This is a genomic window from Exiguobacterium sp. SH0S2 (genome assembly GCF_004337185.1).
GTDB classification, from domain to species: domain Bacteria; phylum Bacillota; class Bacilli; order Exiguobacteriales; family Exiguobacteriaceae; genus Exiguobacterium; species Exiguobacterium aurantiacum_A.
Map to the genome: position 1 here is coordinate 97,125 of NZ_SJVB01000006.1, position 19,671 is coordinate 116,795.

23 protein-coding genes are annotated in these 19,671 nt (G+C 46.9%); 12 read left to right on the top strand and 11 right to left on the bottom strand.

Annotated features, from left to right (window positions below):
• Positions 1-8 precede the first annotated feature (8 nt).
• From EVJ21_RS13855 to EVJ21_RS13870, 4 genes are all read right to left on the bottom strand, one after another.
• Positions 9-1,415 carry a GH1 family beta-glucosidase gene (locus EVJ21_RS13855; protein WP_070329087.1) on the bottom strand — a complete coding sequence of 469 codons (1,407 nt, stop codon included), beginning with the start codon at positions 1,413-1,415 and terminating at the stop codon, positions 9-11.
• Positions 1,416-1,430: 15 nt separating this feature from the next.
• Positions 1,431-1,739 carry a PTS sugar transporter subunit IIB gene (locus tag EVJ21_RS13860; RefSeq protein WP_070329088.1) on the bottom strand — a complete coding sequence of 103 codons (309 nt, stop codon included), beginning with the start codon at positions 1,737-1,739 and terminating at the stop codon, positions 1,431-1,433.
• Positions 1,736-2,083 (bottom strand): PTS lactose/cellobiose transporter subunit IIA, encoded by a 348-nt coding sequence (locus tag EVJ21_RS13865; protein ID WP_016510548.1) that lies wholly within the window; start codon positions 2,081-2,083, stop codon positions 1,736-1,738. Before EVJ21_RS13865 ends, EVJ21_RS13860 begins: the two co-directional genes overlap by 4 nt.
• A gap of 152 nt (positions 2,084-2,235) precedes the next feature.
• Positions 2,236-2,946: a GntR family transcriptional regulator gene (locus EVJ21_RS13870; RefSeq protein WP_070329090.1), complete on the bottom strand. Its 711-nt coding sequence runs from the start codon at positions 2,944-2,946 to the stop codon at positions 2,236-2,238.
• A gap of 194 nt (positions 2,947-3,140) precedes the next feature.
• Here EVJ21_RS13870 and EVJ21_RS13875 point away from each other — a divergent pair, with 194 nt between their 5' ends.
• From EVJ21_RS13875 to EVJ21_RS13905, 7 genes are read left to right on the top strand one after another with little or no spacing between them, the layout of a single operon-like run.
• Positions 3,141-3,572: a hypothetical protein gene (locus EVJ21_RS13875; protein WP_131490731.1), complete on the top strand. Its 432-nt coding sequence runs from the start codon at positions 3,141-3,143 to the stop codon at positions 3,570-3,572.
• Entirely contained in the window at positions 3,569-3,997 is a 429-nt protein-coding gene (locus EVJ21_RS13880) for a hypothetical protein (protein ID WP_131490732.1), read from the top strand. Before EVJ21_RS13875 ends, EVJ21_RS13880 begins: the two co-directional genes overlap by 4 nt.
• A gap of 4 nt (positions 3,998-4,001) precedes the next feature.
• Positions 4,002-4,448 carry a hypothetical protein gene (locus tag EVJ21_RS13885; RefSeq protein WP_131490733.1) on the top strand — a complete coding sequence of 149 codons (447 nt, stop codon included), beginning with the start codon at positions 4,002-4,004 and terminating at the stop codon, positions 4,446-4,448.
• A complete protein-coding gene (locus EVJ21_RS13890; protein ID WP_131490734.1) occupies positions 4,448-4,957 on the top strand; it encodes a hypothetical protein in 510 nt (169 codons plus the stop codon). Before EVJ21_RS13885 ends, EVJ21_RS13890 begins: the two co-directional genes overlap by 1 nt.
• Entirely contained in the window at positions 4,950-5,420 is a 471-nt protein-coding gene (locus EVJ21_RS13895) for a hypothetical protein (RefSeq protein WP_131490735.1), read from the top strand. The genes EVJ21_RS13890 and EVJ21_RS13895 overlap by 8 nt, the downstream gene beginning before the upstream one ends.
• 35 nt (positions 5,421-5,455) lie before the next feature.
• Entirely contained in the window at positions 5,456-6,001 is a 546-nt protein-coding gene (locus EVJ21_RS13900) for a P-loop nucleotide/nucleoside kinase family protein (protein WP_131490736.1), read from the top strand.
• Positions 5,998-6,756 carry an endonuclease/exonuclease/phosphatase family protein gene (locus tag EVJ21_RS13905; protein ID WP_131490737.1) on the top strand — a complete coding sequence of 253 codons (759 nt, stop codon included), beginning with the start codon at positions 5,998-6,000 and terminating at the stop codon, positions 6,754-6,756. The genes EVJ21_RS13900 and EVJ21_RS13905 overlap by 4 nt, the downstream gene beginning before the upstream one ends.
• Before the next feature lie 35 nt (positions 6,757-6,791).
• Here the strand turns inward: EVJ21_RS13905 and EVJ21_RS13910 are convergent, their stop codons facing one another.
• Positions 6,792-7,127: a hypothetical protein gene (locus tag EVJ21_RS13910; protein WP_131490738.1), complete on the bottom strand. Its 336-nt coding sequence runs from the start codon at positions 7,125-7,127 to the stop codon at positions 6,792-6,794.
• A 354-nt stretch (positions 7,128-7,481) separates the two neighbouring features.
• Here EVJ21_RS13910 and EVJ21_RS13915 point away from each other — a divergent pair, with 354 nt between their 5' ends.
• On the top strand, positions 7,482-7,973 hold the full coding sequence (locus EVJ21_RS13915) for a DUF2798 domain-containing protein (RefSeq protein ID WP_070329097.1): 492 nt from the start codon (positions 7,482-7,484) through the stop codon (positions 7,971-7,973).
• Positions 7,974-8,221: 248 nt separating this feature from the next.
• Here the strand turns inward: EVJ21_RS13915 and EVJ21_RS13920 are convergent, their stop codons facing one another.
• The gene (locus tag EVJ21_RS13920) at positions 8,222-10,576 is read right to left on the bottom strand and encodes a bifunctional diguanylate cyclase/phosphodiesterase (protein WP_236633538.1); all 2,355 of its coding nucleotides are present in this window, start codon (positions 10,574-10,576) and stop codon (positions 8,222-8,224) included.
• A gap of 162 nt (positions 10,577-10,738) precedes the next feature.
• Between EVJ21_RS13920 and EVJ21_RS13925 the strand changes: the two genes are divergently transcribed.
• Both EVJ21_RS13925 and EVJ21_RS13930 read left to right on the top strand, forming a co-directional pair.
• A complete protein-coding gene (locus tag EVJ21_RS13925; protein ID WP_131490739.1) occupies positions 10,739-11,590 on the top strand; it encodes a CPBP family intramembrane glutamic endopeptidase in 852 nt (283 codons plus the stop codon).
• 16 nt (positions 11,591-11,606) lie between these two features.
• Positions 11,607-12,137 carry a GNAT family N-acetyltransferase gene (locus tag EVJ21_RS13930; RefSeq protein ID WP_236633537.1) on the top strand — a complete coding sequence of 177 codons (531 nt, stop codon included), beginning with the start codon at positions 11,607-11,609 and terminating at the stop codon, positions 12,135-12,137.
• A 35-nt stretch (positions 12,138-12,172) separates the two neighbouring features.
• Here EVJ21_RS13930 and EVJ21_RS13935 read toward each other — a convergent pair whose 3' ends face one another.
• The 3 genes from EVJ21_RS13935 to EVJ21_RS13945 all read right to left on the bottom strand — a co-directional run bounded on the left by EVJ21_RS13935 (position 12,173) and on the right by EVJ21_RS13945 (position 14,677).
• Positions 12,173-13,501, bottom strand: coding sequence for an N-acetylmuramoyl-L-alanine amidase family protein (locus EVJ21_RS13935; protein WP_236633571.1), 1,329 nt, complete (start codon positions 13,499-13,501; stop codon positions 12,173-12,175).
• Between the two features lie 232 nt (positions 13,502-13,733).
• Entirely contained in the window at positions 13,734-13,937 is a 204-nt protein-coding gene (locus tag EVJ21_RS13940; protein WP_131466572.1) for a hypothetical protein, read from the bottom strand.
• A gap of 62 nt (positions 13,938-13,999) precedes the next feature.
• Positions 14,000-14,677: a hypothetical protein gene (locus EVJ21_RS13945; RefSeq protein WP_131490741.1), complete on the bottom strand. Its 678-nt coding sequence runs from the start codon at positions 14,675-14,677 to the stop codon at positions 14,000-14,002.
• 266 nt (positions 14,678-14,943) lie between these two features.
• Here EVJ21_RS13945 and EVJ21_RS13950 point away from each other — a divergent pair, with 266 nt between their 5' ends.
• Positions 14,944-16,206 (top strand): tetratricopeptide repeat protein, encoded by a 1,263-nt coding sequence (locus EVJ21_RS13950; protein WP_131466576.1) that lies wholly within the window; start codon positions 14,944-14,946, stop codon positions 16,204-16,206.
• A gap of 59 nt (positions 16,207-16,265) precedes the next feature.
• Here EVJ21_RS13950 and EVJ21_RS13955 read toward each other — a convergent pair whose 3' ends face one another.
• Positions 16,266-16,586, bottom strand: a complete 321-nt coding sequence (locus EVJ21_RS13955; RefSeq protein ID WP_131466578.1) for a hypothetical protein — start codon at positions 16,584-16,586, stop codon at positions 16,266-16,268.
• Between the two features lie 205 nt (positions 16,587-16,791).
• The gene (locus tag EVJ21_RS13960; RefSeq protein WP_236633572.1) at positions 16,792-18,630 is read right to left on the bottom strand and encodes an ATP-binding protein; all 1,839 of its coding nucleotides are present in this window, start codon (positions 18,628-18,630) and stop codon (positions 16,792-16,794) included.
• A gap of 264 nt (positions 18,631-18,894) precedes the next feature.
• Between EVJ21_RS13960 and EVJ21_RS13965 the strand changes: the two genes are divergently transcribed.
• The gene (locus tag EVJ21_RS13965) at positions 18,895-19,500 is read left to right on the top strand and encodes a flavin reductase family protein (protein ID WP_131466580.1); all 606 of its coding nucleotides are present in this window, start codon (positions 18,895-18,897) and stop codon (positions 19,498-19,500) included.
• The last annotated feature ends 171 nt before the right edge of the window (positions 19,501-19,671 follow it).

The window sequence follows — 19,671 nt, forward strand, 5'->3', positions numbered from 1 at the left end:
GAACCTCCTTATAGGTTTTCAGCGCGCGTGGCGATGATGTCTTTGTACCAGTGGAACGATTTTTTCTTCTTGCGAGCGAGACCGTTCGCGTGATCAACGTAGATGAAGCCATACTGCTTCTTATATCCGTTGAGCCAGCTGAGAAGGTCGATTGCCGACCAAGCGTAGTAACCTGCGACGTTGACACCTTGTTCAACGGCGTGTTTCACAGCGCGTAAGTGGCCTTCGATGTATTCGATACGTGGGTCGTCGAGGATTTCGCCGTCAACGATTGGATCGACGTCGCCGAGACCGTTCTCGGTGATATAGATTTTCACGTTGCCGTAACGCTCCTTCAACATGTGCATGCCGTCAAGGAACGCTTCCGGTGAGATTTCCCATGCCCATTTCGTATATACCTTGTCATCCATCATGACTGTCTTGTAGACGCCGTCGAACGATGGGTTACCTGGGCGGCCTGTCGAGTTCTCACGACCACCGGCCATAACGAGCGCTGAGTCATTTTTCATGACGCGTTGCGGGCTGTAGTAGTTGAGACCGATGAAGTCGTTCATCGGCGCTGTACGCTTGAGAAGCTCGAGCTCTTCAGCTGTCATTTCAGGGAGAAGACCTTGCTCTTCAAGTCCTTTCACGACGTATTCTGGATATTCGCCTTTCAAGATCGGGTCATAGAACCAGTGCGTCGCATAAGCGTTCGCGTGCATTTCCGCAAATTTGTTCTCCTCGGCTTCATCGATGCTGAAGGCCGGGTTGAATACGTGCGTGATGCCGATTTCACCTTCGTAACCGTTTTGTTTGAACAACTCGACGGCACGGGCGTGTGCGACGAAAACGTGGTGTGTCGTTTGGAAGTAACCTTTGACATCGCCTTCAATACCTGGTGGGTGTGCCCCAGTCAAGTAGCCGAGCGAGCAGAAGATGACCGCTTCATTGAACGTGATCCAGTGACGGACACGGTCGCCAAACGATTGGAAACAAGTATCGGCGAAACGTACGAACGCGTCAACCGTAGCTGGATTTTTCCAGCCGCCTGTTTCTTCAAGCGCTTGCGGGAGGTCCCAGTGGTAGAGTGTCACGAACGGGACGATGTTGTGCTTCAAGCACTCGTCGATCAAGTTGTTGTAAAACTCAAGTCCTTTTTCGTTTACTTCCCCTGTGCCGTTCGGGAAGATACGCGGCCATGAGATTGAGAAGCGATATGATTCGAGTCCCATTTCGGCCATGAGCGCGATGTCTTCTTTATAACGATGGTAATGGTCGACTGCGACGTCGCCGTTCGTATCTTCAAATGTTTTTCCAGGAATTTTCGAGAAGACGTCCCAGTTTGAGAGTCCTTTCCCGTCCTCGTTCCATGCGCCTTCGACTTGGTAAGAAGCCGAAGCAGCGCCGAACAAGAAATCTTTTGGCATTTTCAAAGTGGTCACCTCAGTTTATTTATTTACAAGCTTAAGTGCGTGGTCTAATACTTTCGTTCCGTTCATCATGCCGTAGTCGACTGTGTTGATGACGTCGATTGGAACGCCTTTTGGCTCACAGATCTGTTTGCCTTTTGAAAGCAAGTACTTCACTTGTGGTCCGAGAAGAGCGACGTCGAGGTCGTTCACGTACGTTTCCATTTCTGATTCTGGGTAGGCTGCAATTTCTGCCTCGAGGCCACGTTCAGCGGCAACCGCTTTCATTTTTTCTACTAACATACTTGTTGACATACCTGCTGCGCAGAAGAGTCCGATTTTCATCATTTTTGATCCATTCCTTTCAATTGGTTGATTTCGTTTTGCATGTTCATCATGTAGCCGAGCATCTCTTTTACGAGGATCGTGTTCATCAAGTGGTCTTGCGCGTGCACCATGAGGACGCCGACTGTCGCCGTTTTCCCTTGTGCTTCGAGCGTGACGAATTTCGTTTGGATAGCGTGTGCTTCTTTCAACGTCGCGTCTCCAGCCTTGACCGCTTCAGCCGCTTCCTCTGGTTTGCCTTCTTGCATGAGGAGCATTGCGTGGTGGTAACTTGCTTTCGCGTCACCTGAGAGGGCGATTAAACCGAAGATGTCTTCGGGTGTAATTTCGATTGTTTCAGAAACCATAATATCTCTCCTTTTTTGTATGGATAACTAAGATTCGTAGGTACAAATTCTATAGTTTGATACTAGCACGACACCGCTTACATGTAAACCCTTTCTTTTTGAATAAAATGTGAACGAAAAAAACGCACGCGAGATCAACCTCTCGAGTGCGTTTAAGACTTGATGTTAGAGACTTTCAGCATCTTAACATGGCGGAAATGATGTGTCGAGCGCGATACGTCGAAGATTTGACCGTTCGTTAAATAAACGGTGTTGTCGACGAGAAGGGCCGGATCGTTCTCGTTCAACCCGAGTAAAACGGCATCATCGGCGTTCAAGAAATCGGCGTAAATGACGCGGTCGGCAAAACCGATGGCGAGCTTTTGGTCGTTACGGAAGTAGTTATAAATCGACTTCTCGGTGATGTTTCGGTCGAGATAGACGACGAGATTTTTGCGGAAGTACGAATCTTCGACCGAGAACGGGTGGTCGTCGACGAGACGCAGCCGCTTGACGTAATAAACAGGCGTCCCGACCGGACACTTCATCCGTTCCGCCACTTCTTCGTTTGCCGTCGTCTCCTCAAAGGCGAGGACGTGTGTCTCGACTTTTCGTCCACTGAAGTCGCTCGTGAGACCTTGGAGTTTTTCGAGGTTCACATAATCGCTGTCGTAATGGTCACGGACGAAGACGCCGCTCCCTTGGACTTGATAGGCGTAGCCTTTGTTGACGAGAATCTCGATCGCTTTCCGGACCGTGTTGCGGCTGACGGCGTATTTCGTAGCATATTCGTCTTCCGTGAGGAGTTTGTTCGTATGCTGATAGACGTGATTGACGATATCCGTCTCAATCTGTTCAGCTACTTGCTTATACTTTGGGGCCATGACTGTTTGCACCTTTCACATCAATTTGTAGGAATGAATACGCTATCATTATAGCAGAAATAATTTGCAACGGTCGTAAATCATTCGCCAATTGTTGAAAAACGTCGAATGATTATTGAGGGAATATTTGGATAACTTGAAACCCCACCGTTTCATTTCCGTATACAATAAGAGAATAGTAGGGAGGGGAAGTCATGAATCAACCGATACGAATTGAACAAGAGACGGCTTGGAAGAAGCAACAGACACGGGTCGGATACATCTTTTTAAGCGTCGTGGTATTGGCCATCGTCTTATCCTTCTTTGGGAAGCAACTGTGGCTCATCATTCCTCTCACTCTCGTTGGGGTCAGAATGCTCATGTTAGACGTGCAAAAATATCAGATGAGACGTACGTTTTTAGTCGATCTTGCTACGCGGAAGGTGCTAAGGTGGCATCTCGTGTACGATATCGTGAGCTCGATCGGTTTACTCGTTTTAGTGAGTGGCCTGTTGGTCTTCAATCAAGACGACCTGTATTGGGCGTTCGGGGTGTTCATTTGGGGGACGTTGACAGAAACGGTGTCACGCCGTTTAAATCAACATGATCCGATATTATGCGCCCTCGAGCTGGAGGAAGTGCGATGAGGGAACGAGTCGAACAGGAACGGGCGTGGGTCCGTTCGTTTCAACAACTCATGTTTGGGATTGTAGGGGTGTTTCTAGTCGTCATTCTTCCAATCGTGTGGTGGACGGACAGTCTGTTTTGGGGCATCGTCTACATGGCCCTCGTGCTCGTTCCCGTCAATGTGATGTATGTACGTCGCTATCAGATGCGACAACGGTTGAATCCGAAATTGACGCATCGCTATCGCCAACAGTTGGGGAGTGACGTGTTGAATACGGTTGCCTTCTTTCTCGCATTGAACGGCAATGAATTGTTGGAGACGAAAGTTTTCTATACAGTCGGTTTGCTCGTGATTGTGTTAGCTGGATGGATGACGATGAGGATTGATAAGCGGATGAAGCAGGAAGACGTGTGGCGTTCTACATATAAAGAAATAGGGAGGTGAGGGGATGGGTAAACAATTGCAGAAAGAAATTCTGTGGGTGAAGCGAATCCAACGCTTCGGTGTTCCGTTGCTCGTTGTTTATGTGACTTCATTGGTTGTTTCCCTTTTCTTTGAACGGATGTTGTTAATTCCCTTGATGTGGACTGTCGCGGTGTTTCTTGTCGTGATGGGACATCAGCAATATCGCATCCTGCGCCAATTCTCAACGCGACCAAAGGGTTTGCAGTGGCTGAAAATCGAATATGCTGATACGTGGATTAGCGCAATCTTAATGGGAACCTTTATGACGACGCTACTGACGACTGAATCGTTTGGTTTCTTAATTGGCGGCGTGTTTGGCATCTGGGGACTAACCGAATCATATCGAAAACGATTGATTGTCCGGAAATTGAAAGCGTACGACCCTGACATGCCGACATACGACCAAGTGATTGAAAGGATGAAACCATAATGGAACTTTCACCGCAAACAAAACAACAGATTGATACGGTGTTGCGAATGGATAAATGGACAAGCTGGGGCGTTGGGATCTTTGTGGTCGCAGCAATCATCGGCATGCTGACTTATGCGTCGTATTGGGAGATGCCGGATTCGTTTTTCCTAATATTCATATTCTCAATATTTAGTCTCGTCATCACTACGGAGATGATGCGTTTCCGGATGTGGCGCCGCTTTGTGAAGAATGAGAAGGCGCGAAAGCTGTTGACGCTACGGTATACAGCTTCGTTATTTGGACTTGTCGCTCTTGGTTTTTATGGCATCGTCGCGTTCAATCAAACACAGCAACCACAATCGTTCCAAGCGTTTCTCTTATCACAAGCCTTTTTCTGGGGCGCGACGTTCTTCGGGAAATGGCTCGACCGTATCATTCAAAAACATGATGGGAACTATTTGACGAATCAAGATATCAAAGCAATTAAAGAAGCGCGGGAAATTGAAAAGGAAGAACGATATGGATAAGCGCACTCAAATGCGGGAACTGATGGCGTTTGATAATGCGAAGAAGCCATCGATTTTACTACTATCATGGGTATTCTTTTTCGTCCTGTTTTTCATGGTTGAGTATAAATGGTTATCACCAGTGACGGTCTTTTTTATCGGTGCAATCGTCAGTCTGCCAGACTTTTATAAAGCAAGGAAGCGTGAAGCAATCAAAAAGAAGTACTTGATCTCTCGAGAAGCGAAACGACTTATTCATTTCAATTCGATAAGTGGTCTACTTATGTATCCATTCATTTTACTGTGGGTATACGCTGTTCTTACAGATTTGATTTCAATTTCGACATTTTTCCTTATTGGGGCAGCCTCTTTTCTTTTTTCATTTCCAGGAGGAAAGTGGTACGAGCGCCACATGGTCAACCTCGACAACAACTACGTCACGGAAGATGAACTGCGAGAAGAACGAAAATGGGGGAGCGCTTGAGCGCTTCCTCTTAAATTTTCGAGGAGGAAGAGCGGATGAAGGGGAAAATCGTGATCGTTTCAGGTCCGGCGGGCGTCGGGAAATCGACAACCGCAAAACAGCTCGCTCGACAGATGAAGAAAAGTGCATACATTTCAGGCGATGAAATTAGTCATATGGCAGTCTCCGGTCGCGAAAAACCATGGGAGTCCGAGCAGGCGAATGAACTTGTTTGGAAAAACATCGTTGCCTTGAGCAATAACTTTCTTGAGGCCGATTATGACGTCATCGTGGACTGGATCGTATTTTGGAACGATGTACAGACATATACGTCACATTGGATTGAACAAGGGATTGAAGTGCGATACGTCATCTTATGGGAAGAGCAAGACGTTCATTTCCAACGCGATCAGCACAGGCCGGCGGATTCACAGATGGGGGAACGTGTCATCATTTTACGGAACGAGTTTCTGGACTCGGGTGCACCTGGTCCCTATTATCTTGATAACACGACAGAAGAGTTGACCCGGACGATTGAACTGATTCAAAATAGCGCACAATTTTTGTTGAAACAGAACCATCGAAATGGAGGCATAGAATGAGGATTGCAACCTTTAACATTTGGAACAATCCAACCTTATGGAACGAGCGAATCGAGGCCATCTGTGAGGAAGTAAAACGTGTTGCCCCTGACATGCTTGCGCTTCAGGAAGTTAAAACATACATAGACGGCGAAACAGGAATCGATGTCGCAACATATATCGCGAATCAGACGGGATATCCGTTTTGTGTGTTTCATCCTTATCCCGATTCACCGGATGAAGGACTCTCCGTTTTAAGTAAAGTTCCGCTCGATACGAATGATGCGATTTGGCACTACGAGGTAGAAGAAGCAAACTACTGTGCGATGAGGGTAACGTTCCAAGTAGGAGGCCACGTGTTCGGATTGACGAACGTCCATTTAAATTGGAGGTCGTCGGACATACGGGAAGCACAAATGAAGGCGGTCCACGAATGGATCGGCGAGGGGGAACGGTACGAAATTTTATGCGGGGACTTCAATGATGACCCGCAGTCAGAGAACCATCACTATTTGACCGAACACCGGTGGGTCGATGTCGCCAAGTATGATGAAGGAGGAGCGCAACCGACATTGGACTATACAGATAATCCATATTTGCAACAGGATTCCTTATCGAAACAATCCTCGCGCTATGATTGGATTTTATTGCGTCACGCTAAAGTGAACTCTCTAGTTATTAAAAGCGTAGACGTGTTCGGACATGCACCCGTTAGCAAAACTAATATTCTACCGAGTGATCATTATGGGGTTCTATTCGACCTCGACATTCCCTAAAAACGGTGAGGCACATGATGAGCGCTTCACCGTTTTCATTTGAACGTACGGATAATGAAGTAAAGGCAAGTGAGGAAAGGGAGCAAGAACAGTGCACCGAGCCACTGATCTTGTCCGAAGACGAGCCAGGCGAACAACTGGAACGATAGAATGCCACCGGCCGCGAGCCCAGCGAAGCGGAGCGCTTTCGGTCGCTTTGATGGTTCCTCCCACCACTCTTTAAAGAACGGCAAGCTGAACAACAGCGCCAAGCCGAGAAAGAATGCAGCCGGAAATACGAGCACATCTCCGCGCGCATCCTGTCCGTTAAACTGCAGCCATTTCGAGAGAATCGATAAGATGATGCCGATGACGAGAAAGAGCCCGCTCATATCCGTTCCTCCGTTTCATCTCTATATACTATTATCATGCACGAACCGCGTCAGGCGGACAAGCCTCCAAAAAAATGGCTTGTTAGTGAAAGTGGTGACTTTTACGTGAACGGTAAAAAGTCGACAGCACGAAGTTTGTTCAGGCGACTAGTTTTGCCATTCGAAACGGACTAGCATGAGACTGTATCTGAAAAAAAACGGTCGAATAAAAAACAAAAAAATAATGCTTACGAAGCAGGCCTCCAATTTGCTACACTATGAAAATCAGTTTGTAGAGATATCGGTTTCGTACCGAAAATATATGTCGCAAGATACGTCTACCATCTGAAATCATATGTGTACGGAGGCTTTATTATGCACTTAGAAGACCGGTTACCTCAAAACCCAAAAGAAGGCGTTTTGTTCATGTTGATTATCTCGATTTTATCCGTGAACACGATTGCCCCGATCATCGTCGGCATGGAGCGAGGCTTTAGTGTCGCCCATTACGTCGATACGCTCAAAATCATCCCGTTCGCTTGGATTGCGCTCATCGTGTTGATCCGTTTCATTGTGAAGCCGCTAGCCGGTATACTATTTAACCGGCTTGCCGGTCAGACGGACGGCTTCAACGCCCGTATCTTGTTGAACATCGTCTTAAACGTCTCGATGATCTCGTTTGTCATGACGATTATCGGACCATGGATCGGTATGGGCGAGATCAACTTCGAAACGTTGCATCACTTCTTCCCGACGTGGTTCCGCAATTTCGGCATCGCGTTTTGGATAGAGTTGTTGTTCGCTCAGCCAATTGCTCGAGCCGTCATGAAGTCGATTCATACACGAAAACGCCTGAAGACCGCTTAACTTTAGACACAGCATCTTTCCGATTGAGGAGAGGTGCGTCTTACTGTTTGCCGATGATTTTGACAAAGAGCAAAATAGTAGGTGAAGTAAGCGGTCCAATCGTATGGTTAGATAAAGATAAGCAACGGCCTTACAGGATGAACCACTTAATTTATCGTTTGAGGGTGAAATCGACGGGTAACCAATCACTCAGCACCAACAAAAGAGGTGACTCTGATCCGATACGGATGAGTCACCTCTTATTGGTTTTAAGCCCGGGTCTTCCCGAACTCGATATAGGTCGTGACCGATTTGACGTGCTTCACGACGTCTTTCTCGCGAAGCGGACGGCTGAAGTAAAAGCCTTGGACATAGTCGCACTGCTCATTGAGCAACCATTCGAGTTGGTCAGACGTTTCGACGCCTTCCATCAATACTTTCATGCCGAGGTTATGGCCGAGTTGGATCATCGACCGGACGATCGCTTCTTGGTTGCGGTCTGTGAACAAGTTGACGATGAACGAGCGGTCAATCTTGAGCACTTGGACCGGAAGTTCGCGCAGTTGGCGGAACGACGAGTAACCAGTCCCGAAATCATCGAGCGAGATCAAAATCCCGTACTGATGAAGTTGGGTGAGCTTATCGCGCGTCGATGCCTCGTACGATAGCATCGATGATTCCGTCACTTCAAGTTCGAGGAACATCGGGTCCATGCCGGTCTCTTGTAAGATGGTTTGGAGCGTCTCGACGAAGTCTTCACGCGCGAACTGGAGCGGTGACACGTTGACCGAGAGCGTGAACGGCTTGACGCCGGACTTGTTCCACCGTACCCAAGCGAGACACGACTCGCGCATGACCCAGTTGCCGATCTGGTGGATCAGTCCGGTGTTTTCTGCGATCGGGATGAATTCGGTCGGTGTGACATCGCCGAGTTCGAAATGATTCCAACGCAAGAGCGCCTCGACGCCTTCGAGTCGATTTTTCGTGAGCGATACTTTCGGTTGATAGACGAGCGTGAACTCGTGACGATCCAGTGCGTGAATGAGCGCTTTCTCGATCTCAACCGTGCGTAAAATTTGATGCTTCGATTCGTCTTCGAACTCTTTGATTTGGTTTTTCCCGATCCGTTTTGATTCGTGGACGGTGAGTCGCGCGTATTGGACGAGTTCGTCCGCGGACGTCGTGTCTTTCGGATAATGGCTGACGCCGGCGCTCATCGTGAGTTCGACGGTCGTCCCGTCGATATCGAACGGTTGTGAGATCGCTTTAATACATTTCTCCGCTTTTTGTTTGGCGAGTGTGCTGCGCTTATCGAACAGTAAGATAATGAATTCCGAAGCACCGACTCGTGTCAAAATGTCATCTGGATGAATCGTGACGCGAAGACGTTCGGCGATTTGCATCGTCAATTCGTCCGTGCCGTGATGTCCGAGCATATCACTCAAGAAACGCCAGCGGTCGATGTCGATGTAAAGACAAGCGACCGGGTCTTCGATTTGAATATGTTCCGCAAGGATGCGTTCGAGCTTGTGACGGTTCGGCAGATCAGTGAGCGTATCGTGATACGCCATATGTTCGACGAGACGTTGTGAGGCGATCGCCTCCGAGACGTCCCGTAAAAACCAGAGCACTTGGTCCATCGCTTCACCTTTGAGCGGGTAGCTCGTCACTTCAATCGTCTTATCGTCGATCTCGACCCGTCTTGGGTCATAGAACTGTTGATTGATCGTCAAGGACGAGTGGTAGTCTTGGAAAAAAGTATCGTCCGTTTTGTCGAACAAACGATAAAACGCGGTGTTGGCGTACTGGATCATGCCATCTTTCGTCGTCGTGACGACCGCATCCGTCGTCGAATCGAGAATCGTCGCTTGGATGAGTTCACGTTTCTTGAGGTGACGGTCGAGCGTGAGCGACAAGAAGAAGATGGCAAACAAGATGACCGTGATCGCCGTGACGAGCCAGGCGAGAAGCGACGGTTCGACGGCATTGGCGAACGGGCCGTTCGCTTCGATGAACGCGAACGATGACGCGGCCATACCGACAAAGTGCATCCCGAAGATGGCGACGCCCATGAGCAGTGAAAAGAACACTTTCAGCTCGAGGTCGATCTTTTGTTTGGCGTACTTCGAGTAGAAGCCGATCCATAAGGCGATAAGTGAGGCCGCGATGGCGATGATGATCGACAACATGGCCAACCATGGATCATACGAAATCGCGACGCCTTGAATCGCGTCCATGCCGACGTAATGCATGCTGGCGATACTGGTTCCCATCAACAGTCCCGCACCGATCAAGGCGGGATGAGTCGTCCGGCGCGAGACGATCAAGAAGCCGAAGATACAGCCGGCCATCGCAATGATGACAGACAGCAAGACGAGCGGGATCGAATACGTGACGGGGCGCAACGCCTCGTGAGCGAGCATGGCGATGAAATGCATCGACCAAATCCCGAGTCCGAGGGTGGCGCCGCCCGCCAAAATCCACATATTTTGAGTGGAGCGATTCGTCGCGTTCACGCGGCGTGCCAGTTCGATGGCAGCATAAGCGGAAACAGCGGCGATAATATAAGAAAGAATCACGAGAAAGTAATTGTGACTCATCGAGTGTTCGACTACTGGTTCCATGTGTACCTCGCTAGTAAATGTGATTTTATTGTAACTCTGATTATACCTCGGCAAATAGTAGCCGACCTATCATTTTGCTTCATATGTTAAAAATATTTTGCCGGTGAAGTAGGCAAGTCGCTTCTAGAGTGGGTAAACTACATATAAAAGGAGGCGGAGCGCATGATCCCGACACGAAAAGAAGTCATAACGTTTATCGTCATCGCGTTCGCGTTCTCATGGTTAAGCTGGTGGGGGCTCTATACGTGGACAAGCTTGCCGATTTTAGCGACCGTCTTGATCGGTTCGTTCGGACCGAGCGTGGCCGGCAGTTATATGGCGTTTCGAGAAAACGGATGGAGCGGGGTGCAGACACTGTTGAAGCGAGGCTTCGAGTGGCGGATGGCCGGTAAGTACTATGCGTTCGGCCTGTTGCTCATCCCGTTCTTATTTGTCCTCGCGTACTGGCTGACCGATGCGAGCGGTGCGTTACTGCTGAACGAACCTTGGCTCGTCATCCCGTACTTCCTCTACATGTTATTTCTCGGGGGAACGGTTCAACAAGAGTATGGTTGGCGCGGGTATTTACTCGACGCGCTGCAACTCAACAAGACGCCGCTCCAGGCGAGCCTGTTCGTCGGCGTGGTGTGGGCGGTTTGGCATATTCCCCTCTTCTTGATGACGGGCACCGGACAGGCATCCCTCCCGTTTTGGGCTTACGCCGTCGCCATTCTATCGTTTACGTTGATCATCTCGTGGTTATATAACGTCACGACGATGAACTTATGGGCGGCCTTTTTACTGCATACGACGTTTAACGTCTCGTATGCCCTCGTCCCCTTGATCGAGCCGGGGCAGGTCTCAATCGGTTTTCTTTATTTGACGCTCTTGTTGTTCACGACGGCAATCGTGCTTGTCTGGAAGACGCACGGGTATCTCGGGTATGACCATCTCGAACAGCTCGAGGCGGTGGAAGGGTCGCATCAACCGAACGTTACGTTAGGCAGAGACACGGGTAAAGAAGGAAACGTATGATTATGGATAGAGGGAAGTGGAAATATTGAACTTTCGTCCGCTTGAACGAGATGATGTCAAACCGCTCCAGCGTTTGTTTATGGAGAGTCTGAGCGATTTGATCCGCCGGGAACAGTTTGAAGACGCTGATTTGTTGGACGAGGAAGTGGCGCGCTTGAATACGACCGTTCAAGATAGTTTGGATGACGAGACTGTCCAATTGTTTGTTGTGCTAAAAGACGACGTCATCGTTGGAACAGCGGCTATCCTTCCTCCGAACGAGATTATCACGGCACATCTCGATGTCGAGCCGGACGTACCGGAAGTCGGATGCATCTATGTGACGCCGAGCGAGCAGCGGCAAGGGGTCGGTCATTTCTTGCTTAAAAACGTGATGGACGAGCTGTTGATCAGGGGACAGCCGATTTTTTATCTCGATGCGGGGTTTCCGACCGCGCAAACGTACTGGGAAAAACGGATGGGTCCACCTGTACTCACGATCGACCATTATTGGGGACTCGGTGCCCCTCATAAAATCTGGCGGTGCGATGTGACGCAATACAAATAGAGACCTGGCTGAACATTCAGCCAGGTCTCTTTGAATTAGTTCGATGAACGCATGAATTGATGAATGCCGGAAGCAGTCGCATCAGCCATCCGTTGACGATATGTCGTACTCGTCAGATGAGCGCGATCGTTCGCATTGCCAATAAATCCGTATTCGACGAGCGTCGACGGGACGGTATTCTTTCCAATGACATACACGTTTTGATACTTCACGCCACGGTTACGAATCGTTGGGATGCGTACGCCGAGTTCACGGTTGATGGCCGCGCCTAAATTGCGACTTGCGGAGACGTAAGGGTTTGTCGTGTAGCTCTCCGTCGTTGGGACGAGCACTTCATGGCCGTGGTAGGCCGTACTCGGTGCCGAGTTGGCATGGACGCTTACAAAAGCGCTCCCTTTATATGACTTTGTCAACGAGACGCGCTGGGCGAGGGATAAGTAGCCATCGTTTGCACGAGTCATTTTGACGTTATAGTTGTACGTGCTCGATAGTGTGTTCGCCAAGCGCTTAGCGATGTCGAGTGCAATGACTTTCTCTTGGACAGATCCGTAAACCGCACCCGGATCGTTCCCGCCATGACCGGCATCGATGACGACGGTGCGTCCTGATCCGGTTGAAGTAGTGGGTGTCGTCGTTGTGCCCGCTTTCAAATAGCGCGCTGCGACGTAGCCGGTCTTCCCACCGTAAGAAACTTTATACCACGAGCCATACGTCCCCCGGTAAGTCACATTGCGGCCAGACGGGATGGTAAGCAATACCGTTCCGGTCGTCGAGGCACTCTTCCGCAAGTTCAAGTTGACAGTCGTCGTATAAGCTTTTGTCGAGCTTGTCGTTGTCGATGGACTTGAAGCTTTTAAATATTGTGAGGAGACGTAACCGGTCTGTCCGCCATACGTCACTTTGTACCATGAACCGTATGTGCTGACATAAGTCACTCGTTTCCCTGTTGGAATCGTCAATAGAATCGTACCTTTCGTCGAGGCGCTTTTCCGTAAATTTAAGTTGACGGTTGTCGTATAGGCTTTCGTTGAACTAGTCGTCATCGTCGAAGCGGTTGTCTGCTTCACATACTGTGAAGCGACGTACCCCGTCTTGCCACCGTAAGAGACTTTATACCACGAGCCGTACTTGCTTATGTATTTGATCGTCGCGCCTGCTGGGATTGTCAGAAGGACTTTGCTCCAAGTCGCTGCACTAAGGCGAAGATTTAAATTAGCTGTTGTTTTATATGTAGTGGCCGCTTCGACACGAGTTGATTCAAATCCGGTCTGTGAAAGCTCGAGCGGGATGACTGCTGCGCCAGTGAAGACGAGGGATGTGCTAAGTAAGAGTTTTAAATGCCAAGGTGTTTTTTCTATGTTCAATCGTGATTCGCTCCTTTTTCTTGAATCTTTGAAATAACGATGAAATGAAATCGTCTTCATGTCTTCGCTATTATATAAGTAAACAAGAAAAAAATGGAGATTAATATGTAAATTGTTTATCTTTTTTTAAAAAATAGAACGATAGTCGCACCCGGAGTAAAAAAAGAGACGCACAGAGGCGTCTCTCAAGAAAGTGATAGGAGTTCAATAAATCTATACTCGATTTTTATTTTCAACCTAGACGTGGGAAGTCTTCGGCCATTGGTTTGAGAACAGGTTCATTAATTTTTCCTAGACGTGGGAAGTCTTCGGCCATTGGTTTAATGATAGGTTCAATTTTACCGAGACGAGGAAAGTCTTCAGCCATTGGTTTAAATGAGCTTCCTAAAAGGAGAATTGCTGCTGCGATAAAGAAGATACCAGTTACTTTTTTCATGATTGAATTCCTCCGATGTGTTGGTTTATGTGGATAAGCTATGATCCCTAGTGTGATGTTGCTCAGTAGTCAGAGAATGGCGATTCTAGCAATGTGTAGATTGCTTCAGATTGTTGTTCAATCCGTGATTCAAAATCTCCGATGAATTGTTGTGGCATGTTCGGTTCATAGAGCGTAACTTTGTCAGACTCTTCTGTCGTAGCAGATGACAAAATTGGAACATGGGCTTCTTGACTGAGCAGTGTGCTGCAAAGAGGAGGAAATTGATTTTCAAACTGTTGGAGTGGTTCTGGTCTCCAACAGATTGATGCTTCTGGGAGAATATATAAGATGTGTCCTTCTTTCAATAAAGACAGACACTGGCTAACAACACTTTGTTGATCCTGTTCAATGTTGATATAGCCGAACTCGTGAAAATGTTTCTCATAGACTGTTTTTGAACTGCGCTTTAGAATAGAGAGAGACAGTTCAGGCCCAAGAATGTATAGCTTTTTATGAGAACGATTTTCTTGAAGCGTTCTAGCAATCAGTTTTGGTAAAGCCTGATAGTAATCAATTTGAAACGCGTTGAGGATGAAGCCTTTAGATGAACGTAACAATTGGGTCAAATGCTCTAATCCCTCAAACTGATTAGTGTCAGCATAGGAATAAGATACCTTAAAAGAAGACGTTTGCTTCGGATGGAAGTAAATTCTAGGTTTAATATAATCTTCTGCGAGTAGAAAGTTTAATTTACCCATTCGTTCTATTCACCTCCGAATTTTGAATTACCTTTTATTATTTTTAATTTGAATCGATTTACCTAATAAAGAAATCGTTACTTCTTTTGCATAGTTAAATTTTATCACGGATAATTAGACTATTGGACTGTTACTGGTTGGGAAAATGGAAGTGATAAAAGGTGTATTTTATCGTTTTTTTGAATGCATTTTCCTGATTATCGTTAAAATAACCTGAATAATCATAAATAGTCGTTAAATTTGGGACGAAGGGGCTACTACTTGAAATGGAATATAACTACGGGAACCTAATTAAAGTAGAGCGAATGCGCAATAATATGAAACAGTCCGTGCTTGCGAGGGGAATCTGCTCCATTTCATATTTAAGTAAAATTGAGAATAATCAAACTACGCCTAGTGAAGAAGTACTAGAACTTATTTTTAAAAGGCTTGGATTAGATGTCCCTCTGTATTTTGACTTTAGCGAACAGGTTCAAGGGATTAAACACGAAATTCGTGAGACGTTAAAAGATGCAATTTTAACTAGAAATGATAAAGATAAACAAATAAAAGTGGAAAAGTACATTACAAGTCCTGTCGTCTCTCAATCAAAGGAATTGTATACGACTTTGTTAATGACTTTAGCTCGATTCGAACTAATGCCTGGTCGAGATGGAAAGTACTTTATAGAACTTGGATGGATTGAAGATCAACTAGACCGTGATGATAAATTAAGATACGCATTAATGAAAGCTTTAACATTATTTCAACTAGGCGACAAAGAAGGTTCTCTTGAATTGTTAGAACAGCTAAATGACGGATTGTCTAGTTCGCACATACCCGACTGGGAACTAGCCGATATGAGATATATTATGGGAGGTATATATTATAAATCCACGGATTTTTTACAAGCGATAGAGAATGTAAGAAGTGCTTTATCTTACTTCAAAGACAATTTTTATGTGGAAAGGATTATTGAATGTCACTTAATTATCGGTTTAGCTTATAAAAGAAGAAAACGCTATATGGAATCATTATCGCATTATGATCTTGCGATTAAAGTTACTAGCGCAACCGATTTAAAGCATTATTATGGAATGATATACAACAACATGGGAGAAATTTATTCTCTTCTTGGTGAAAAAGAAAAAGCATTAGATTATTTTATTAATAGCTTAGAGTATAAAACAGAAATTAAGAGCCGGCTGTATAGTGTGTTGTCATTAATCGAAGTATACGCAGCACTAGAAAATCCTAAAGGGATTATTAAGTGGCTAGAAGAAGGATTTGCACTTATGGGAAATCAAAAGGATTTAGATGAATTTATCTACCACTTCGAAATCTACAAAAACTGTTATCAAGAACAAGACAAACTTAGTTTGATGAACAGCCTAAAGAAAGCGGTTCAATACTTTGAGTCGTTTGACGAATATCTATATACAAACAAATACGCACTCTGGCTTGCGCGTGAGCTTCGTGAAAACGGAAAGTACAAACTAGCTACCGAGTACTATGAAAAATCTATCGCGATCATGTCGAGATGGGATTAACGCTTCCCTCGGGAGGCGTTTTTTCACGCACAAAAAAAGAGACGCCCGAATCGTCTCTTTCATGGTGTAGTAAAATAGTGGACCGTCCAAAACGATTCATGGAGAAGTGACTCTTGTTCCGCATGCCCTGCCTGTACTTGTTGGATCAAGTGGATGATGTGCTTTTGCAAGTTTGAATCGTGGGAACCGCTATGGAGGATATGATCCTCGTTCGCGATGATGTAGAAACCACCTAAGCGAAGCGGGATGTGGTTTCTCACGATTGATACGGCAATCTGGAGTTCGGTTTGTCCACCTTGAAGTGGAACGTTTAAATCAAAACGTCCCCATTGTTTAAAGTCGCCTAATTCTGAAAACGCGGGTGGGTCCTGGTGATCCAACTTCATGACCTCCAATCGTGTGTCTCTCTTCTTCCTTAGTATAACTTCTTTTCTATAAAAGACGTGTAAGAATATTGGCGTAGGTATAACCGAGTGAACTTGTTCTGTTCCGTTGCTATTGTTTTTCTATATTATGCCAAAAGATTCCTTTATTAAAAAGCAAAAAGCGGTGAAAAAACACGATCGGCTGAAATGCCAATCGTGTTCATTGATGAATCGCTTCTTTTAAAGTCGGTAATTCACAGATGAACGTGCTGCCTTCACCGTAAACTGATTCGACATGAAGGTGGCCTTCGTGTGCTTTAGTGATTTCTTTACAGATGGCAAGGCCAAGCCCGGTGCCGCCGATTTTACGACGATCCGAATTGTCGACACGATAAAATTTTCCGAATAAGTTCGGCAGAGCGGACGAAGGGATGCCGATTCCGTTATCGCGTACTTTTATGACGACTTGATCGTCGATCCGTTCGAGCGAGACGAGGACGTTGCCGCCTTCTGGTGAGTATTTGATGGCGTTGCTGAGCAAGTTGCCGAGTAGTTGTTGCATCCCGGCGAGATCTGCCTCGATATGAAAATCTTGGGCCGAGTCGGCGTCGAGGTGAATGTGGTGCAGGTCGGTCGTCTCTTGATAGAATGTGATGCTGTCGCGCGCTAGTGTATACAAATCGACATGTTCCCACTCGAACGTCTGTTTTCCGGCCTCCATCTTTTGAAGGTCGAGGAAGTCGCTGACCAAGTAGGAGAGGCGTTTCGCCTCGTCATGAATCGTCTTCAAATACAATTCACGGCGGCTGTCTTTCAAATTACGTTCGAGCATCAATTCTGTGAACCCGTAAATCGATGACAGCGGCGTCCGTAATTCATGAGACACGGTCGAAACGAGCTCGGACTTCATTCGGTCGATTTCTGTTTCGGCCGTCACATCACGTAAGACGAGCATCGTTCCGTGAAGCGTCTCGTCCCGGTAAATACTTTCCGCGTACACTTGAAGGTAGCAATCCCCCTGGTCAAGCGAGATCGAAAGTCCGTCTACCGGAGGGTCTTGGTTGAAGACGCGTTCAACATAGTCGATGAACAACTCACGTTGGTCGACGCGTTCGGCCAACTGTTCGATATCGATCGAGACGGTGGCCAATTCCTCATAGCCTTTGTATTCGAACTGAAGCTCATCGAACATGCGCACGAAAGCCCGGTTACCGACGACGGTCTGTTCTTCGTAGTTCAAGTAGAGGATCGCTTCGCGCACCGAGTTGATCAATTGGGCCGTCTCTTTCCGGTCTTGTTGCATCTGACTGTAAAGGCGTGTCCGTAGCAAGGAAATCGCCAATTGATTCGCGAACGCGTTCAATTCCGACTTTTCACTCGCATCGAACTGTTCGTCATAACAAGCGAGGTAGAGGCACCCAATCATCTTGCCATCAGACGGATCCTTTACCGGGATGGCCGTCTCGTGGATATAGTAAGGATAGTTGTGAACATCGTCGGCAATTTTTTTCGACGTCGCCTCGAGTGCTTGTGAGGTCATGGTACGTTGTAATAGATATGATTTTTCGATTAAGCTCTCTTGTTGTTCCTCGGTCATTCCATTTGGGACGACCGAATGGATTTCTCCGTCCTTGACGAGCATCAACGCGCCGAATTCTGCTTCGGTCAACAAGACGATTTTTTCGATGACCGAAGAATAGTCGAATAACGATTCCTTTGAGGCGAGCACTTCAATCAATTCGTTCCGGGATTGTAGTTTGGTCTCATTTTGTTTTGATTCCTCGAGCACTTGTTGCGTCTCTTGTTGCTTCGCGTGCATGTTTTCGTTTTGAGCAGCCATCCGTTTGATGAGCGGTCGCCCGATTAATAAAATAGCTCCGATAAACATGACTAACCCGACTACCCAGATCCAACGTAGCGACATCAGTTCGCTTGACGAGACTGTCCCGTCTCGAACGACCCAAGCTCCGATCCCGGTCAAGACGAGGCTAGCGATACATACTCCGTATAAGATACGGAGTATTTGGCGACTGTCCAATTGTTCAATCCACTTGCCCATAATACGCTCTACTTCCTTCCTTGTCTGAAAACCACTCCACTTCATTCATCAAATAATCGAAATATACATAAAGAGAAATCGTCTGAAAACCAAACTGCTCATGTACTGTGAAATCGGCTGATTTTCTTTTTCTCTAATTAACACATCTAGACGGATATACCCCGAATTTAATAATCCTACACATTCCGATGCGTTTACGTTTGACATCGTCCATTCGAAACAGCTAGCTTGAAAGTAACAATATGATGAAAGAAGAGGTGGCTTATGTTATCAATCGATCCGACTGCATTGACTGAACGAGACACGTATAAGTTTTTAATCGGGAGCATCGTCCCGCGGCCGATTGCTTTTGTGACGACGCGCAACGGTGATGTCGTCAATGCTGCCCCGTTCAGTTACTTTAATATCATCGCGTCAAACCCTCCGCTCGTCTCGGTGTCCATCCAACGAAAAGATGGCGTCATGAAAGATACGGCCCGGAATGCAGTTGCGACGGAAGAACTCGTGATTCATATCGTCGATGAGACGAACGTCGCACTCGTAAACGAGACGGCGGCGAACCTAGGGCCAGAGGAAAGTGAGCTCGACCGGACGACGTTCACGCTCGAACCGAGTGACGTCATTGAAACGCCGGGTGTCAAAGAAGCGAAGATCCGGATGGAGTGTAAACTTCATCATCACGTTCCCATCGAACATGACGGAAAAGTGACGGCCGATGTTTTAATCGCCCGTGTCGTCCGTTTTCATGTCGATCCCGAATTGTATCAAGCCGGGCGCGTCGACGCAGCGCAATTGGCACCGGTCAGCCGTCTGGCTGGTGATTTTTATGCCAAACTCGGTGAACAGTTCGAGATTGAACGACCTAAATAAATATCGGAGGCGCCCGCTCGTTTTGGAGAGAGGGCGCCTGTTTTCGGGTAAAGAACGGAAAGCCGATTCGTACGATGTATTTCTTTCATTCAAGCGGCTCAATATGTCACAATAAAATCAGAACATTCGAATTTCGGAAGAGACAGGAACAAGAGAAAAAGGGGAGTCGGC

What these genes read in the sequence shown, in the direction of transcription:
- EVJ21_RS13860 (WP_070329088.1), bottom strand. Translation starts at nt 1,739, where the DNA reads ATGATGAAAATCGGACTCTTCTGCGCAGCAGGTATGTCAACAAGTATG.
- EVJ21_RS13865 (WP_016510548.1), bottom strand. Translation starts at nt 2,083, where the DNA reads ATGGTTTCTGAAACAATCGAAATTACACCCGAAGACATCTTCGGTTTA.
- EVJ21_RS13870 (WP_070329090.1), bottom strand. Translation starts at nt 2,946, where the DNA reads ATGGCCCCAAAGTATAAGCAAGTAGCTGAACAGATTGAGACGGATATC.
- EVJ21_RS13875 (WP_131490731.1), top strand. Translation starts at nt 3,141, where the DNA reads ATGAATCAACCGATACGAATTGAACAAGAGACGGCTTGGAAGAAGCAA.
- EVJ21_RS13880 (WP_131490732.1), top strand. Translation starts at nt 3,569, where the DNA reads ATGAGGGAACGAGTCGAACAGGAACGGGCGTGGGTCCGTTCGTTTCAA.
- EVJ21_RS13885 (WP_131490733.1), top strand. Translation starts at nt 4,002, where the DNA reads ATGGGTAAACAATTGCAGAAAGAAATTCTGTGGGTGAAGCGAATCCAA.
- EVJ21_RS13890 (WP_131490734.1), top strand. Translation starts at nt 4,448, where the DNA reads ATGGAACTTTCACCGCAAACAAAACAACAGATTGATACGGTGTTGCGA.
- EVJ21_RS13895 (WP_131490735.1), top strand. Translation starts at nt 4,950, where the DNA reads ATGGATAAGCGCACTCAAATGCGGGAACTGATGGCGTTTGATAATGCG.
- EVJ21_RS13900 (WP_131490736.1), top strand. Translation starts at nt 5,456, where the DNA reads ATGAAGGGGAAAATCGTGATCGTTTCAGGTCCGGCGGGCGTCGGGAAA.
- EVJ21_RS13905 (WP_131490737.1), top strand. Translation starts at nt 5,998, where the DNA reads ATGAGGATTGCAACCTTTAACATTTGGAACAATCCAACCTTATGGAAC.
- EVJ21_RS13910 (WP_131490738.1), bottom strand. Translation starts at nt 7,127, where the DNA reads ATGAGCGGGCTCTTTCTCGTCATCGGCATCATCTTATCGATTCTCTCG.
- EVJ21_RS13915 (WP_070329097.1), top strand. Translation starts at nt 7,482, where the DNA reads ATGCACTTAGAAGACCGGTTACCTCAAAACCCAAAAGAAGGCGTTTTG.
- EVJ21_RS13920 (WP_236633538.1), bottom strand. Translation starts at nt 10,576, where the DNA reads ATGGAACCAGTAGTCGAACACTCGATGAGTCACAATTACTTTCTCGTG.
- EVJ21_RS13925 (WP_131490739.1), top strand. Translation starts at nt 10,739, where the DNA reads ATGATCCCGACACGAAAAGAAGTCATAACGTTTATCGTCATCGCGTTC.
- EVJ21_RS13940 (WP_131466572.1), bottom strand. Translation starts at nt 13,937, where the DNA reads ATGAAAAAAGTAACTGGTATCTTCTTTATCGCAGCAGCAATTCTCCTT.
- EVJ21_RS13945 (WP_131490741.1), bottom strand. Translation starts at nt 14,677, where the DNA reads ATGGGTAAATTAAACTTTCTACTCGCAGAAGATTATATTAAACCTAGA.
- EVJ21_RS13950 (WP_131466576.1), top strand. Translation starts at nt 14,944, where the DNA reads ATGGAATATAACTACGGGAACCTAATTAAAGTAGAGCGAATGCGCAAT.
- EVJ21_RS13960 (WP_236633572.1), bottom strand. Translation starts at nt 18,630, where the DNA reads ATGGGCAAGTGGATTGAACAATTGGACAGTCGCCAAATACTCCGTATC.
- EVJ21_RS13965 (WP_131466580.1), top strand. Translation starts at nt 18,895, where the DNA reads ATGTTATCAATCGATCCGACTGCATTGACTGAACGAGACACGTATAAG.